This window comes from Streptomyces sp. NPDC044106, from assembly GCF_056433985.1.
Map to the genome: position 1 here is coordinate 174074 of NZ_JBWKFZ010000016.1, position 14351 is coordinate 188424.

At 67.4% G+C, this 14351-nt stretch carries 15 protein-coding genes and 3 pseudogenes; 7 read left to right on the forward strand and 11 right to left on the reverse strand.

Going from position 1 to position 14351, the window contains the following annotated elements:
* Window positions 1-46: 46 nt before the first annotated feature.
* The gene (locus AC07DI_RS28385; protein ID WP_478906875.1) at window positions 47-1030 is read left to right on the forward strand and encodes a zinc-binding dehydrogenase; all 984 of its coding nucleotides are present in this window, start codon (window positions 47-49) and stop codon (window positions 1028-1030) included.
* A 521-nt stretch (window positions 1031-1551) separates the two neighbouring features.
* On the forward strand, window positions 1552-2184 hold the full coding sequence (locus AC07DI_RS28390) for a hypothetical protein (protein WP_478906877.1): 633 nt from the start codon (window positions 1552-1554) through the stop codon (window positions 2182-2184).
* A gap of 235 nt (window positions 2185-2419) precedes the next feature.
* Here the strand turns inward: AC07DI_RS28390 and AC07DI_RS28395 are convergent, their stop codons facing one another.
* Window positions 2420-3232 (reverse strand): hypothetical protein, encoded by an 813-nt coding sequence (locus AC07DI_RS28395; protein WP_478906879.1) that lies wholly within the window; start codon window positions 3230-3232, stop codon window positions 2420-2422.
* Window positions 3233-3442: 210 nt separating this feature from the next.
* Between AC07DI_RS28395 and AC07DI_RS28400 the strand changes: the two genes are divergently transcribed.
* The 3 genes and pseudogenes from AC07DI_RS28400 to AC07DI_RS28410 form a co-directional block, all read left to right on the forward strand.
* On the forward strand, window positions 3443-4096 hold the full coding sequence (locus tag AC07DI_RS28400; RefSeq protein WP_478906881.1) for a TetR/AcrR family transcriptional regulator: 654 nt from the start codon (window positions 3443-3445) through the stop codon (window positions 4094-4096).
* Between the two features lie 224 nt (window positions 4097-4320).
* Entirely contained in the window at window positions 4321-4653 is a 333-nt protein-coding gene (locus tag AC07DI_RS28405) for a hypothetical protein (RefSeq protein ID WP_384252771.1), read from the forward strand.
* Window positions 4654-4857: 204 nt separating this feature from the next.
* Window positions 4858-5058: pseudogene (locus AC07DI_RS28410) on the forward strand (RidA family protein); the annotation flags it as partial.
* Between the two features lie 151 nt (window positions 5059-5209).
* On the opposite strand, the pseudogene AC07DI_RS28415 reads toward AC07DI_RS28410, so the two are convergent.
* The 7 genes and pseudogenes from AC07DI_RS28415 to AC07DI_RS28445 all read right to left on the reverse strand — a co-directional run bounded on the left by AC07DI_RS28415 (window position 5210) and on the right by AC07DI_RS28445 (window position 9344).
* Window positions 5210-5647 (reverse strand): annotated as a pseudogene (locus AC07DI_RS28415) (hypothetical protein).
* Window positions 5648-5830: 183 nt separating this feature from the next.
* Window positions 5831-6622 (reverse strand): ABC transporter permease, encoded by a 792-nt coding sequence (locus AC07DI_RS28420; RefSeq protein ID WP_478906883.1) that lies wholly within the window; start codon window positions 6620-6622, stop codon window positions 5831-5833.
* Window positions 6619-7623: an ATP-binding cassette domain-containing protein gene (locus tag AC07DI_RS28425; protein WP_478906885.1), complete on the reverse strand. Its 1005-nt coding sequence runs from the start codon at window positions 7621-7623 to the stop codon at window positions 6619-6621. The genes AC07DI_RS28420 and AC07DI_RS28425 overlap by 4 nt, the downstream gene beginning before the upstream one ends.
* A 128-nt stretch (window positions 7624-7751) precedes the next feature.
* A complete protein-coding gene (locus AC07DI_RS28430) occupies window positions 7752-8078 on the reverse strand; it encodes a DUF1048 domain-containing protein (protein WP_384252756.1) in 327 nt (108 codons plus the stop codon).
* A 1-nt stretch (window position 8079) separates the two neighbouring features.
* Entirely contained in the window at window positions 8080-8436 is a 357-nt protein-coding gene (locus AC07DI_RS28435; RefSeq protein WP_478906887.1) for a DUF1048 domain-containing protein, read from the reverse strand.
* Window positions 8433-8759 (reverse strand): PadR family transcriptional regulator, encoded by a 327-nt coding sequence (locus tag AC07DI_RS28440; RefSeq protein WP_478906889.1) that lies wholly within the window; start codon window positions 8757-8759, stop codon window positions 8433-8435. The genes AC07DI_RS28435 and AC07DI_RS28440 overlap by 4 nt, the downstream gene beginning before the upstream one ends.
* Before the next feature lie 234 nt (window positions 8760-8993).
* Window positions 8994-9344 carry a hypothetical protein gene (locus AC07DI_RS28445; protein ID WP_478906891.1) on the reverse strand — a complete coding sequence of 117 codons (351 nt, stop codon included), beginning with the start codon at window positions 9342-9344 and terminating at the stop codon, window positions 8994-8996.
* A 106-nt stretch (window positions 9345-9450) separates the two neighbouring features.
* On the opposite strand from AC07DI_RS28445, the gene AC07DI_RS28450 reads away from it, so the two are divergent.
* Window positions 9451-10545 (forward strand): alanine racemase, encoded by a 1095-nt coding sequence (locus AC07DI_RS28450; protein WP_384252747.1) that lies wholly within the window; start codon window positions 9451-9453, stop codon window positions 10543-10545.
* Between the two features lie 77 nt (window positions 10546-10622).
* Here AC07DI_RS28450 and AC07DI_RS28455 read toward each other — a convergent pair.
* A pseudogene (locus AC07DI_RS28455) lies at window positions 10623-11480 on the reverse strand (transposase); the annotation flags it as partial.
* 255 nt (window positions 11481-11735) lie between these two features.
* On the opposite strand from AC07DI_RS28455, the gene AC07DI_RS28460 reads away from it, so the two are divergent.
* Window positions 11736-11942, forward strand: coding sequence for a hypothetical protein (locus AC07DI_RS28460; RefSeq protein ID WP_478906893.1), 207 nt, complete (start codon window positions 11736-11738; stop codon window positions 11940-11942).
* Window positions 11943-12500: 558 nt separating this feature from the next.
* On the opposite strand, the gene AC07DI_RS28465 is transcribed toward AC07DI_RS28460, so the two are convergent.
* Together AC07DI_RS28465 and AC07DI_RS28470 are read right to left on the reverse strand one after the other, a co-directional pair.
* A complete protein-coding gene (locus AC07DI_RS28465; protein WP_478906894.1) occupies window positions 12501-12779 on the reverse strand; it encodes a hypothetical protein in 279 nt (92 codons plus the stop codon).
* Between the two features lie 492 nt (window positions 12780-13271).
* Window positions 13272-14162 carry a MerR family transcriptional regulator gene (locus AC07DI_RS28470; RefSeq protein ID WP_478906896.1) on the reverse strand — a complete coding sequence of 297 codons (891 nt, stop codon included), beginning with the start codon at window positions 14160-14162 and terminating at the stop codon, window positions 13272-13274.
* Window positions 14163-14351 lie beyond the last annotated feature (189 nt).

The window sequence follows — 14351 nt, forward strand, 5'->3', positions numbered from 1 at the left end:
GGTGCCGTCCCCTTGCGGCATCCCTTCACCGAGCCGAGGAGCAGAGATGAAAGCCGTCGTGATCAGGACGTTCGGAGCCCCCGATGGCCTGGAGGTCGTCGATGTGCCCGCACCCGTAGCCGCCCCGGGACAGGTGCGGATCACCGTGGAGGCGATCGGGGTGGGCGGCGTGGACGCCGTGATCCGTCGGAGAACGCTTGTCGTACACGGCATCCAAGAGGGCCACCTCCTCGGCAGCGAGGTCGCGGGGAGGGTCACCGCGGTGGGGGAGGGCGTGGACGCGTCATGGGTCGGGCGGCGGGTGTGGGCGTTCACCGGCCTGTCCGGCGGGTACGCCGAGCAGGCAGTCGCCGCGGTCGAGGACATCCTCGCTCTGCCCGACGGCCTGACCGGCGAGGACGCGGTCACCCTCGGCGGCTCAGGCGTGACCGCCCACTTCGCCCTGGAGCGGGCCCGTTTCGCGCCCGGTGAGAGGGTGCTCGTGCGCGGTGCGGCGGGCAGCATCGGCATCACGGCGGTCCAGCTCGCGGCAAGGGCCCGGGCGGGCGCGGTGGCAGTCACCACGTCGTCGGCGGAGCGGGGCGCCCGCCTGCGGGACCTCGGCGCGACCCATGTCCTTGACCGCTCCGGCGCGGGCGGCCCCGACGCGCCGACGGGCTTCGACGTGGTGATCGATATCGTGGGAGGACCCCATCTCCCGCATTTCCTCGACCGATTGAACCCCAACGGACGGTATGTGGCCGTCGGGGTGATCGGTGGGCAGCCGCCGGCCGACTTCGGCATGCGGTTGATGGACGCGTTCCGCAAGTCGTTGTCGTTCGCCACGTTCAGCTCGGACACCGTGCCCGGCCCCGACCGCCAGGCCGTGCGGACCTCCCAGTTCGCCGACGCCGCGCAGGGGAGCCTGCGCACGGTCGTCCACGAGGTGCTGCCCCTGGAACAGGCGGCGTCGGCCCACCGCGCGATGGACGCGGGGGAGGTGTTCGGCAGGCTGGTGCTGACGCCGGGTCCCGGCCGTCTCGGTAGCTGAGTTGCCGGGCTCCGCCAAGCCATACGCGGTCCGTGCAGACGACCAGCGGCCTGTGGTGGCCGCGTGCATTCAGCAGGACCGGCTCGAACTTGAGCCCGCTGCTTCCAGGCAGGGATCAGCTCTCTCTGGAGCTCTGCGAGCACGCTGAGCATCCCGCACATGGCTCGGCCTTCCATGGTGGAGGTGTCGATGCCCTGCTCGATGACGTGCAGCCTGCAGGACGAGATCGAGCTTGGGCGGAAGGCTTTCGCGCCGCTGGCGACGTCGATGTTGTCGCGGTCGACGCCGCTGCGGAGAGGTGCGTCGATCTGGTGGTCGGGGTTCTGATCGGCCGTCGAAGTGCGGCAGTAGCCAAGAAGCATGGTCGGAAACCAATCCGACGACCGTTCCCGACGTGGATTTCCGGGCGACCGTAGCGTTGACAGCGTCGAGGGGCCTCTGACGAACTTGTTCAGGTGAAGGGCTTGGACAGTCGCACGGGTGTGGCTACTGGCAGCCTTACGTCGGCGGAATGGAGGGGTATGACCGATACCGGCGCGCTGTACGGACTGCTCGGCGCTGTGGGGGGAGCTGCCGTTGCCGGCCTCGCGGCTGTCTATGGCCCGCTGCGTCTGCATCGGCGGCAAGCCGAGCAGAAGGCGAGTGAGGAGCAGGCTAGCCAAAGTGAGATCGAGATCGCTCGGCTGCTCAAAATGCGAACCACGGGTCGGGCGTGGATCGATGCGCTGGAGCGGTTCGTCCAGGATTTGCAGGCACACCATCCTGTGGGCGTCGACCGATTCGACGAGATCATGCTCCAAGCCAGCCGAGAGGCCACCGAAGCCGGACACGCGCTGGCGCACAGCGGCCTCTGGCTCGAATCACAGGACACACCACCGCACGGCACTCCGCTGGTCCCAGCCCTGGGCGGGGCGCGACCAGACGACGCGGACGGATCAGCGTTCATCGCCCTCTCCCAGCTCCTGGGGCGCTTGCGAGAGGCGACCCGCGAAGTCCGTGCTGATGTCCTGCAACGTCCCTTGCCGCGGGAGAGCCCCGTGCGTAGTGAGGTCCTGGAGGCTCTGGAGCGAGTCAGGGCTGCGCGGGCACAGTTGAATGCAGCCCTTCTCGATCAGATCGGCCAGATCAATGGAGGCCATACACGCCGTCTATAGGACCGGGGCGATGGTCGCGCAGCGGCTCGCGTTGGTGTGGGGCAGGTTGAAGACCAGGGCGAGTTGCAGCGGGTCGGCGCCGACGGTCAGGGCTTCATGCAGGACCCGGTCGCTGCGGATGTGCTCGAGGTAGACGCCTTGGGGCAGTGGGTGCCGCTTAAGGTATTCGGCACTGACGGCCAGTGCCGAGGGCGGTCATCGCGTTGATCAGGACGTGGCGGTTGGGGGTCTTCGGTCAGGTGGTGCGGCGTTGGTCGAGCCGGGCCCGCAGTGTTTGTTGGGTCAGTTCCCCGAGCCGTTGGGTGTGTCCGGCGATGGTGATGCGCCGGTTGGGTATGTCGATGTCGTCCAGGGTGCGGCAGCGGATAGCTGTGGTGCGGGCGGCGTGGACGGCCGCCAGGGCGACGATCAGCCGTTGCACCGGGGTGGCGGCGATCCGTTCGATGGCGAGCACGTCGGCGGCGAAGCCGGCAGGTAATTGGCCGGTGCGGAGGTCGATCCAGGAGCGGATCGCCGGCAAAGACGTGGCCGGTCGCCCGAGCGCAAGAACCGTCCCGGTTCTTGCGCTCGGAGGGGAACAGCGGGGCACCAGGTCGGGTGTGGTCGGTGTCGAAGTGGCCCCAGACACCCTCGATGAACCACCGAAGGTTCCGGTCGGCGCCGTTGACCAGCGGCACCAGCCGCGGCTTCGGCCCCCGTCGCAGGGAGCCCACGCCGTGGCGGACGTTGAGCGGCCGAACCGGCCCAGTTCCGACCGGACGTCGTCCCGGTCGAGCATCCGTGCCTCGTTGATCCTCAGTCCCACGTCGGCCGCCAGCCGGGCGACCGCGTAGGTGCGAGCGGCCGGGCCGAACTTGTGGCAGGAGATGAGTTCCTCGCGCCATCCGGTGCACAGTTCCTCGATCCCGGCTTCGCTGGGCGGGATGCGCAGCTGCGGCTCCACCGAGGCTCGCGGCCGGTTCATCTCATCCAGCGGGCACTCGACCATGCGGCCGGTGAGGTTGTGCAACTCGACCTCGTGCCGCAGCTCAAGGAACTGGAAGACCACCGCCAGGGCCCCTGCCCGGCCGGTCCGGGGCGAGAGCTTGGCGTCGCGGAGCACTGACGCGACGCGGGACCGAGTGTCGCCATGACAGCCCGCGCCATGCTGTGCATTTCGCGGCTTATGCCCTGTAAGCGGTTATGGTGCCGGGGGAAGTAGGTATGCAGGCGCCAACAGGCGCTGCACCCGCCGCGAGCCGGGCAGAGCGGAGAAAGCGTGCACGAGGAACAGGACGCGTACGCCGGCGGGCGAGACCTTCAGCGTGAGACGGGCGAGCAGCCGGGTGACGAGCGGTTGCTGTGGGCCGTGGCGTCGGCGATGCGAGAACTCGGGCCCCGCGCGACCATGGCGCAACTCGCCCGGGAGGTAGGGGAGGAACCGGCGGTCCTCTACCGTCGTTTTCCCACCATCGACGCTCTTCGGGAATCTCTGGCCGCCGCCTTCTACGATCGTCTCTTCCACCATGTCCAGCGAGCGCAGAACCTGCCGGTCGATCAGCGGCTTGAGTACTTCCTGCGCACCGTGGGACTTCACCTGGCCGCCAGTCGCGGCGTGCTGCCGGACGAGTTCGGGCAGATGGCCAGCCGCCCCCAGCGTGAACGCGTCTACGCTCTCACCGCGGACCTCCTGGCGACGGCACAGCAGGCCGGCCTCGTGCCCGAGAGTGTCTCCCTCTCCGACCTCGCCGCCGTCATCTGGGCACTTCGGGGAATCATCGCCATGACCGACACGATCGAAGCCGACGCATGGGAACGGCATCTGGACCTGGTGCTCGCCGGCCTGAAGAGCGAAGAGCTGACCTTCACGCGCCCGCCCATGGGCGCCGCGTCTCTTGATGCGGTCATCAATAGACGACGTAACGAACGCTGAGGGCGGGGCACACGCAGGACGGCCTTCGCTCTCCGCCCACCCTCCTCAGCAACTCTTCTCAGCGAGTGCGGCTGGTCAGGGCTGACGGTGGCTCGAAACGGTGAATGTCACTCATTCGGGTACTCACGCGCCAGAAGCCTTCAGACTAACCCAAAAGAGGTAGACCATTTCCTGCATAGGCGCGGTGTCCCGCGCCTTGCCGGAAGGGCAGGAGGCTCCCCCTCATGTACGCACTCAAGCGAACGATCCGAGCGGTTCTGATCACTGGTGCGGCCGCCGCGCTGGGCACCGGCCTGGCCACGAGCAGCGCCCAGGCCGCCACGGGCACGTTCTTCTACACGCGGGCGGACAACGGAAGGGAGACGACACTGAACGTCCCGACACCCAACGGCCAGTGCATCGCCGTCAGCGGTGGCGCACGTAACGCCCACAACGACACGGACACCGATGCCAGCATGTACACGAACAGCACCTGCACGGTGTTCGCCGGGTTCGTCGGCTCCAGGAATTTCGAGACGTTCTCGGCTCCCTTCCCGACCTTCGTGAAGTTCGGGTAGGCCCGAGCGAGGTGCCTGCGCCGGGCAGCCGTGCGGCGTCGTCGCGAGTGGGCTGCCCGGCCTCAACCTGTGGCACAGGATGGCGTAACCCGATCACGTGAGACCGATCAAAGGAATCGCGCAACGCGCGAGGGTCTCGCTGCGTGCGGCATGCGCAGGTTCTGGGTGAGCGTCTTGTGGCTGACGCCCTCGACCTCATTCCGGGGCGCCACCCGGAACCAGGTCGTCTCGCAGACCCTGTGCGTGGTGAACCTGCGGCAGAATGCCGCGGTGACGGCGGAGGGCAACCTGGGGTACTTCGGCGACCGCCGCCCGGTCGGCACGGTCTTGGGCATTACTGAGCCGACCTTGCCCGGCCAGGTCATCGAAATCAGCTTCGTCATCGACACGAAACTGCCCGTTTGAGGTCTCCTCCTCATCCGCCACTCTTCGTGCTGTTCCGTCATCCTGGTTCCAGGGTGAGGTTGTTACGGCCATTCCACCTGGCCGTGCTCTCCCGGCCCGGCCCTCGCTCGCTAGCCAAGGGGCTGAGCTGCGCCGCAGCGGAAACGCAGCTCTAAGACCCGGCACATCCGTCTTCGTCCGCCCTGGACAACGCTTCGGTGACCATGCGGGTGGCGAAGTCGGGGTTGTCCGTGAGGCGGTTGATGTGCTCCGCGAGCAGCAAGGTGGTCGCTTCGAGGGGGGTCAGCTCTTCCTCGGTCCAGTCTCCGTACTGTTGGCGCCACAGATTCGGGCTCAGGCCGGTCCCCGCGGCGACGACCAGGCCGACCATGGTGGGGATGGCCTCGGGGCGGGCGCTCTTGGGCATCATGCGCATCGAGGCAACGAGGTCGGGGCCCAGGGACGCGATTTACTGGTCGATCATCGCCTGTTGGTCGGGGCCGGTCTCGGTCCTGCCGTCCCGGATCTGTTTGAGCCGGGAGTCGACCATCATGAGCGCTGCGCCCACATCGCCGGCAGGAGCATGCTGGGGGTCACAGGGTGATGGCACAGAATTTCTCCTCGGGCGACCGCGGTGGGAGGCGCGGCGTCTCGGCACCGTAGACCGCCGATGAGGCGGGCGTGTGGCGCGTCCCAGCCCACTCTGGACGATCTTGGGCGAGGGGCGCACGGGTTCGCTGACGGATGCCTCGATCGAGTGACAGAGTGACCGACTTGGCCACCCCGCCCACCTCTACTTCGGGTCGCGGTTGAACTGCGCCGTCGCCCAGCGGTAGCCGAGCGCGGTCAGGGCGACGCACCAGGCGATCGCGATCCAGCCGTTGTTGCCGATTCCGGAGCCGAGGAGCAGGCCACGGAGGGTTTCGATGGCGGGGGTGAAGGGCTGGTACTCGGCGATCGGCTGAAACCAGCCCGGCATCGTTTCGGCCGGGATGAAGGCGCTGGAGATGAGCGGCAGGAGAATCAGCGGCATGGCCATGTTGCCGGCCGCCTCGGGGTTCGGACTGGCCGCGCCCATGCCGACCGCGACCCAGGTGAGTGCCAGGGCGAACAAGGTGATCAGCCCGAACGCCGCGATCCACTCCAGTGGGGTGGCATCCGTGGAGCGGAAACCCATCGCCACCCCCACAGCGCCGACAAGAACCACGCTCATCACGCACTGCAGCACGCCGCCGACGACGTGCCCGACCAGCAGCGATCCCCGGTAGATCGCCATCGTGCGGAAGCGAGCGGTGAGGCCCTGGGTCATGTCCACGCAGACGGACACCGCGGCCCCGATCACGGTACTGCCGATGGTCATGAGCAGCAGGCCGGGAACGATATAGGCGATGTAGTCGGAGCGGTCCGCGCTGCCGCCACCGATACCGGCACTCATCACGTCGCCGAAGATGTAGACGAAGAGCAGCAGCATCATGATCGGCGTGAGCAGCAGGTTCAGAGTCCCGGACGGGTAGCGCCAGGCGTGCAGCAGGTTGCGGCGCAACATCGTGTGCGAGTCGCGTACGGCGAGAGAGGGGGAGCTCATCGGACCGTCTCCTTCGGCTGGTTGGGGACGGTGGGCGGGCCGGTCAGGGCGAAGAACACGTCATCGAGGTCGGGGGTGTGGACGGTCAACTCGTCCGCCTCGATACCGGCGGAGTCGAGCCAGTCGAGGAGGGAGCGCAGTTCGCGTTGACTGCCGTCGCTGGGGATGGACAGCGACAGCGCCTCGTCGTCCCGGGCGACGACCTCGCGCAGGGTGTCAGCGGCCGCCCGGTAGGCGGCCGGGTCGGTGAAGCGGAGCCGGACGTGCCCGCCGGGGATCAGCCGCTTCAGTTCCTCCGCGGTGCCCTGCGCCACGATCCTGCCGTCGTTGAGGACGGCGATCCGGTCGGCGAGTTCGTCGGCCTCGTCCAGGTACTGGGTGGTGAGGAAGACGGTCACACCGCCCGTGACCAGCTCCCGGATGATCTGCCACATGTTGTGCCGGGACCGTGGGTCGAGGCCGGTGGTCGGCTCGTCGAGGAAGATGATCCGCGGGCCGCCGACCAGGGTCATGGCGATGTCCAGGCGGCGCTTCATGCCGCCGGAGTAGGTCGAGGCCGGCTTCTTCGCCGCCTCCACCAGGTCGAAGCGCTCCAGGAGTTCGGCGGCGACCCGTCGCCCCTCGCTCTTGGGCAGGTGGTGCAGGTCCGCCATCAGGAGCATGTTCTCCTCACCGGTGATGAGGCCGTCGACGGCGGAGAACTGGCCGGTGACGCCGATCGCGGCGCGTACCGCCTGCGGGTCGGCGGCGAGGTCGTGGCCGCCGACGTGCAGGTCTCCGGCGTCGGGAGTGATCAGCGTGGACAAGATCTTGACGGCGGTGGTCTTGCCTGCGCCGTTCGGGCCGAGCAGCGCGAACACGGACCCGGCGGGGATGTGCAGATCGATACCGTCAAGGACGAGCTTGTCTCCGTAGGACTTGCGTAACCCGGTGGCGGAGATGGCGGTCGGCGACGGATGACCGTCACGGTGACTGGATGTGGGCATGACAGATGGAGGCATGTCTGCTTCCCTTCGGAGGCTGGAGGACTGGCGGCGACCGGTCGGCTTGTGCACGGTCGGCGCTGCGCCGAGGCGAACGAGCCGCGGCGTGCGGGTTGCTGCGCCCGCCGGTATGGGGCGCGCGGGTGCTACTTCTCGGCCTTACCGGCTTCCTTGCTGAGGGACTCCTGGTAGACGTCCGCATAGGTGCGCGAGTCCTTGATCAGGCCATCGCAGAAGGCTGCGACATCGCTCCCGATGAGTTCCAAGACTCCCTTGCCGTCGGCGGCGCCTTCCTCGAAGAAGTCGACGATTCCGGGGAGCAGGGGCCCGTTAAGCAGGTCGATAGGACCGACCTTGAACAGGTACTTCTGCATCTCCTTGTAGACGATCTGGTAGTCCGGCGGGAGCGCCTTGACCCGAGCCAGGTGGGCCCGCCACTGCTTCTTGCCCTCGATGATGTCCTGGATGCTCACGTCAGCCTCCCAGCCGGTTCAGTTTCCTTGCGACGTTCCTGTTCAACTGCTCGCGCCACCGGTCGCGATAGGTGCGGGCCCCTTCCCCGCCGGCCAGCGCCGCACAAAAGCCTGGGATGTCGTCGCCGAGCACCTCGTGGATGCTCTGCCCGTCCGCCGCTGTTTCCTCGAGCAGCCCAAGGGCGGCGTCGAGGATCGGCATCAGGTTGCGGCCGGTGAAGTCCCCATGGGGAAGGAGGTGGACTTTGATCTGGTCCCATGCCGCTCGATGGTCGTCCGGCAGGGCCTCCGCCCTGGCCTCGAACGCTTTCCAATCCCTGGTGAGATCGCTGCCTGTGATGGTCTCCCAGAAGCTCATCTAGCACCCTCCCTTAGCTTGTCGATGCGTGATGACACGTACTGCCATTTCGTCCAGAACTTCGCGAGTTCTTCGCGTCCGGCGTCATTGAGCGCGTAGAACTTGCGCGGCGGTCCGACCCCGGACGGTCGTTTCGTCACCTGGACGAGCTTGTTCCTCTCCAGCCGCAGCAAGATGGTGTAGACCGTGCCCTCGACCACGTCGGTGAAGCCGAGCTCGTTCAGCTGGCGAGTGATGGCGTACCCGTACGTTTCCTCGCTGCTGATGATTTCGAGCACGCACCCTTCGAGCGTGCCCTTGAGCATCTCCGTCAGATCGTCCATCGCGAGTCCTCCTCGGCCCTAGCGGTACTGCGTAGTACCGAGTACCGCTACACAGTACCACTAAGTAGTGCCCGTGATCGGAGCGCGGCGAAATCGGGCGGCTGTCCGGACCTTGGACCCGGCTCATGCGGCAGCGGAGGGCGAGGCCAGTGCATCGATCGCGAGGTCCTCGCCCGGCAGGTCGCCCGCGGAGAAGCGCCACTCAGGGCGTGATCGAGCGGGAGCGGCCCGGCTTCAGAGCCACCGCTGTGCCGCCTCGACGCTGTCCCCGCCGCTGGTGTTGAACGCGATGGCGGCCTGGGGCGCATGGCGCCGGATCAGGTTCACGATCTGTTCGAAGAGCGGGAGTAGCGGCTCGGTCTTGCGGATCCCGCCGCCGACGACCACGACGTCCCACGGATGCCTGGTCAACGATGCGACGAGGGTGGGTTCTGCCGATTCGTCGCACACGATCAGAGCCATGGCCGCGTCGATGCCGTGTTCACCGAACCGGGCCGGCTCCGCGTCGAGCGCCACACGAAGAGCCTCTCCGTCGACGCCAGGTATCGCTTGCGGGTCGTAGCCGACAACAAGTGCAGAAGGCATGCGGCCAACCTGCTGAACCTGTCGCCAGGGATCCGTGTCTCATGTGTCCTTGACGGGAACCACACATGATCGTCTGTGCGTGATCTTCCGGTGGAGGTGCATGTATATGAGCACAGATCTTCCTGAAGGTATGGACACACCCGCGTTGTTGGTCGACGTAGAGGTGATGGAACGGAACATCACCCGGATGGCAGCCGCGGCCGGAGCAGGCGGTTTTGCGCTACGTCCTCACGCGAAGGCGCACAAGTGCCTGGAGATCGCCGACCGGCAGATCGGCGCGGGGGCAGTGGGTCTGACGGTGGCCACCGTTGCTGAGGCGGAGGTGTTCGCCCGAGGCGGTGCCACTGATCTGTTCATCGCCTACCCGTTGTGGGTCGACGACGGCAAGGCTCGGCGGTTGCGTCGACTGGCGGAGACCGCGGCCCTGCGGGTCGGCGCCGACTCTGTGGAGGGTGTTCAGCGTCTGGGGCGGGCAGTTCGGGGGGCCGCTTGCCCGGTCGAAGTGGTGGTCGAGGTCGACAGCGGTCACCACCGCACCGGAGTCCTCCCGGCCGATGCCGCCGCGGTGGGCAAGGCGGCCGCCGATGCCGGGTTCGACGTCGCAGGGGTGTTCACCTTCCCCGGGCACGGCTACGGCTACGACCCGCAGGCCCGGGAAAATGCGGCGCGCGAGGAGGAGCTGGCGCTCGGCGAGGCGGTCGAAGCCCTGAAGGCCGTAGGTCTGTCTGCGCGGGTCGTCAGCGGGGGATCGACGCCGACGGCCGGGCGGTGGCAGCCCGGCGCGGTCAACGAGCTGCGGCCCGGCGTGTATGTCTTCAACGACGCGACCCAGCTGGCCATCGGGACCTGCACCTCAACCGACCTGGCCCTGTACGCCATCGCGACCGTGGTGAGCGTACCGGCCACCGGACGCTTCGTGCTGGACGTCGGCAGTAAGGTACTGGGCTCCGACAGGTCACCGTGGGTCACTGGCCACGGGTACCTGCCCGCCTTTCCGGGCGCGTCCCTCACGTCACTGTCGGAGCATCACGCCACAGTGGTGCTTCCTGAGGGCATGAAGGCCCCATCGCTGGGCACCGTGGTGGCAGTCGTCCCCAACCACGTGTGCACACCGGTGAACCTGGCCGATGAGCTGGTCATCGTGCAGGGCGATCAGGTCGTGGACCGCTGGGCGGTGGCGGCCCGAGGGGCCAACACCTGACGGGCGAGCTGCGACACCAACCAGGCGTGGTCGCCCTCTGTGGCCGGTGCCGCCGACCGTCGCACGGGCGCGACGTGTCATGAGTCCAGCGCCAGGCTCGTTCCGCTGAGGCAACCGTCGATCAGGTGGGGGCGGTACTGGATCATCTTGAGCTTTCGTTTCACTGCTCGGGTGATCTGTCTGAGGTCGGCGGCGCCGAGGTTGCCGATGTCGCGTTCGACCAGGGACCAGAGCTCTTCCTGGGGGGTTGAGGTCGGGGGCGTAGGTCGGTAGCTGGAAGACGGTGAGCCAGTCGGTGTTGGCTGCGAAGAACTCCCGCAGTGGCGCGACCAGGTGCATGCGCAGGTTGTCCCACACGAGCACGATCGGGCCGCCGAGCTGTGTACGGGCACGGATAACCAGGTCGCGGTAGTCCTTCCAGCCGAAGCTCTTCGGTTCGTCCTTGCGGCCACGGCACTCGCGGATCGCGTATGTCAGACGGGATCGCTCGCCGGGCTTGTAGCAGGTCATGCCCGCCATCGATACCCGGCCGAGCCCCCTCCGCGTATGCGGACGACCGGGGTGCTTCTACCTGCGGCCATACCTCCCGCCTCCACAGCTCCACCGCCTCATCGTCGCGTTCGATCGCGCGTCGAGCCAGCTGCTGCCACGACCAGCCGTACCGCCGCAGCGACCGCCATGTGCCCTGCACCGTGTACGAGACGTGGAACAGTCGACCGATCAGGGGTCTTCACCCGGGCCAGAATCCACCGCTGGTCGGCCCAGCCGTGTGCGAGCGGGCCACGTTCGAACTCCCGCTCCAGCCTGACGATCTGCACCTCAGACAGCCGCGACCGGCCAGGCGATCCTTTCGACGCCACCCCGGCCTGGCCATTCTCGCGCCAGTGCCGTCGCCAGTCCACCGACCGCTCCGACACCCGCAACGAGGCCGGAAGCCGGGAGACCGACGTGAAAACACAGCCAGGACGCGGCCCGCGAAGGACTCCGCAGTAATCGTCACGCCCCACCTCCTTGGTCGGTCGGCCCCTGCTGTGCGGCAACACGCCCACGTCTGGCTGTGAATGCCCTGCTGGAGGACTACCCGTCTGGGCCCCGCCGGGTACTGGCATCCGACGTGGGGGCAGCGGCCTGCGGATGCGGAGGAAGCCCAACAAAAGGCCACAGTGATGCTAGACCAGGTACCGAAGCTCGTGCCCGTCTACGCGCATCGCTTCGTGCCTGCCGACCACGGCTCCCACGGGGACCCAATCATGTCCATCTGGGGCACCGACGTCATCTATTACGGCGCTGATTTGGCCGACTACATCAACCACGAATTCGACGACTTCAGCGCGCACACCCCTGACGGCTGGAAGCCGACAGCAACTGTGACCTTTTGGCAGGACTTCCTGGAGTAACCTCTCCGGATCGTGAGACACCGGCTCGGGCGGTGCCATCATTGCGGCCTGGTGATCACTGGCATGCCAAGGTCGGTAGGGCCGCCCTGACCAACCTCGCGTGTCCGCTGCAATCTACGGTCGAGAGCGACGAGCTTTTCCGTGGTGATTTCGATCAGCCGGGGCCGCTGTCTGGGAGAAACCCGCAGCATCGGGCACCGCATGCACGAGTGCTCGTGCTGGCACGGGGTTAAGGCCGTGCGCAGTCGCCGAGTTCCAGCTTGCGGGTGTGGAAGTGTTCCTGGAACTCGCGCCATTCGTCGGTCGTGGGTTCACGATGTTCCTCTATGGGCCGTGTGGCTCGCCGTTGGTCCAGGAAGGCCCGGTAGGAGCGGATCAGGTCCTCTTGGAAGACGGCGACGTACTCCTCAGTGGTGCTTGTACTGCCATCCGCCGACCGGGAGCTGCCGTGCTCCCCTGCCCGTACTGCCGGTGGCACGGGAGACATGTGGCCCGGTCCCATGGTTCGCCTCCGGATGCTCCTGGCCGCCCTTGCTGCGCGGCAGCACTGGTGGACGGTTATCCCTGTACGGGGTCTCGCGGCCCGGCCGCCGGATCCGTTGCGTCCCTTGTCAGGGCGGCCAGCGGGATGGCTGCGATGTCCTCGGCCGGCCGGGACAGGTGCAGTGCGGTGTGGAAGTACCCGTCGGTCTCCTTGCCCTCGGGGCCCTCGCGGGCTGCCGCCACCGCGTCGATGGCGGATTGCTGTTCTTGGGGGCTGATGAACCGGCGCTGCGGGTAGGTCCGTGCGACGTCCTTTTCGGTGACCAGGCCGAAGGACTCCAGGTGTACTGCCACGCGCCCAGCGCGCGGAAGAAGGCCCGGGGGTCGGGAAGGTCGTAGATGTCGTCGAACCGTGTCATGGGCGGGCGCGGGCCGCTCGCGGACGTCGTGGCCTCCGTGCCGCCAGGATGAGCGCTCATGCGTCGTCTCTCCTCTTCCTGTTCGCGTGCACCGGCCAGCCTTGCGGATGTCTGGCGCGGGGTGATGTCGAAAGACCAGGGACTGCAGTGGCTCCGTCACACGAGTTGAGCCAGGCGGTACGGAAGAGGCGGGCCATGCCTCTGACGGTTCGGGGCCGGTGTGAGCTGGATCGGTGCCGTCGGCGTAGTTTCACACGGCGAGGCGGCCGTCTTCCAGGAGGGTGTCAGCGGCCAGTTCGGAATCCCCACGTACGGCCAGTTGTGCTGTCACCTTTGGTTACGGCCCGGGCTCGACGTCTGACCCGATCAGTCACATGCGGATGAACGCGACCGGTTGTCGGGCCACGCCAGTGCCAGGCACAGACGATCAGCTGTCCGCGGAGTGTGCGTCGGCAAGGGCCTCGCCGAAGAGCCGTCCGGCGAGTTCCACGCAGCGCATCCGGGCAGGAGAGAAGTCGTAAGGCATCTTGGTCATCGCTGCGGCGGCACTCATCTCTGTGCCCTCCTCCCCTTGCAGGTCGGCGTCGTAGATCTCGAAGATCTTCTCATCGGCCGCGTCGAGACCAGCTGCCTCGATGGCTTGATTCAGGGCCATTTGGTGAGCGCATCGCTGTACGGCGAGCTCTTCGACGCGCGGGTCGTCGGGTTCGACGCCGTCGTCGAGGGCGGCCTCGGCCGCCTCAAGACGCTCCTCCTCGGCCCGCAGGTCGGGGTGGGTGGCCAGCACGATGAACGTGCCGGCCTGGATGGCGGCGCCCAGCGGCCCGAAGATCCGTTCCGTGACCAGCAGGGCGTCCAGATCGGAGGGACGCAGCGCGTCCGGGGGCAGGTGGCTGAGCCGGTCCGTGACCAGTTCGGAGAGCAGCCCCAGTGGGCTGCCCACCGCCTGCAGGCGCTGGACAGCCGCGCGCCGACGTTTGATGGCGGCCTCCTGCGCCGCCAAGGTTTCCTCCAGCCTGCTCAGGACCGACTCGATATCCGGGGGTTGGTCCAGGGCTTCGTCCCCAGCTTCGTCCCGGGCTTCGCCGAAGGCGGCCCGCATGTCGTCCAGGCTGATACCGGCATCAGCCATCTTGCGGATCCACAGCAGGCGGGTCATGTCGTCATAGCCGTAGCGGCGGCGGCCGTCCCCGCCGCGCTCGGGCTCCGGCAGCAGACCGATCTCGTGGTAATGGCGGATGGCGCGTGGGGTGATCCCGGCGAACGCAGCGGCATCACCGATCTTGACCTGCCGGGGAGGCATGAGGGAGGGGTACATCGCAGACAGAGCCTTTCGTGCTGTGGTGCCCCGACCCCACCACATGCCGCTACGGCATGTGCAACAACCCCGTCCAGGTGCCACCGGAGCCAGGCCCTAGAGATCGTCTTCAAAGGGTCAGATCCAGAGCAGGAGTGAGGCGATGGTGACGGTGGCCTGGTAGGACTCACGGGTCTTGTCGTAGCGGGT

What these genes read in the sequence shown, in the direction of transcription:
- AC07DI_RS28390 (WP_478906877.1), top strand. Translation starts at nt 1,552, where the DNA reads ATGACCGATACCGGCGCGCTGTACGGACTGCTCGGCGCTGTGGGGGGA.
- AC07DI_RS28425 (WP_478906885.1), bottom strand. Translation starts at nt 7,623, where the DNA reads ATGCCTCCATCTGTCATGCCCACATCCAGTCACCGTGACGGTCATCCG.
- AC07DI_RS28435 (WP_478906887.1), bottom strand. Translation starts at nt 8,436, where the DNA reads ATGAGCTTCTGGGAGACCATCACAGGCAGCGATCTCACCAGGGATTGG.
- AC07DI_RS28385 (WP_478906875.1), top strand. Translation starts at nt 47, where the DNA reads ATGAAAGCCGTCGTGATCAGGACGTTCGGAGCCCCCGATGGCCTGGAG.
- AC07DI_RS28440 (WP_478906889.1), bottom strand. Translation starts at nt 8,759, where the DNA reads ATGGACGATCTGACGGAGATGCTCAAGGGCACGCTCGAAGGGTGCGTG.
- AC07DI_RS28405 (WP_384252771.1), top strand. Translation starts at nt 4,321, where the DNA reads ATGTACGCACTCAAGCGAACGATCCGAGCGGTTCTGATCACTGGTGCG.
- AC07DI_RS28470 (WP_478906896.1), bottom strand. Translation starts at nt 14,162, where the DNA reads ATGTACCCCTCCCTCATGCCTCCCCGGCAGGTCAAGATCGGTGATGCC.
- AC07DI_RS28420 (WP_478906883.1), bottom strand. Translation starts at nt 6,622, where the DNA reads ATGAGCTCCCCCTCTCTCGCCGTACGCGACTCGCACACGATGTTGCGC.
- AC07DI_RS28450 (WP_384252747.1), top strand. Translation starts at nt 9,451, where the DNA reads ATGAGCACAGATCTTCCTGAAGGTATGGACACACCCGCGTTGTTGGTC.
- AC07DI_RS28445 (WP_478906891.1), bottom strand. Translation starts at nt 9,344, where the DNA reads ATGCCTTCTGCACTTGTTGTCGGCTACGACCCGCAAGCGATACCTGGC.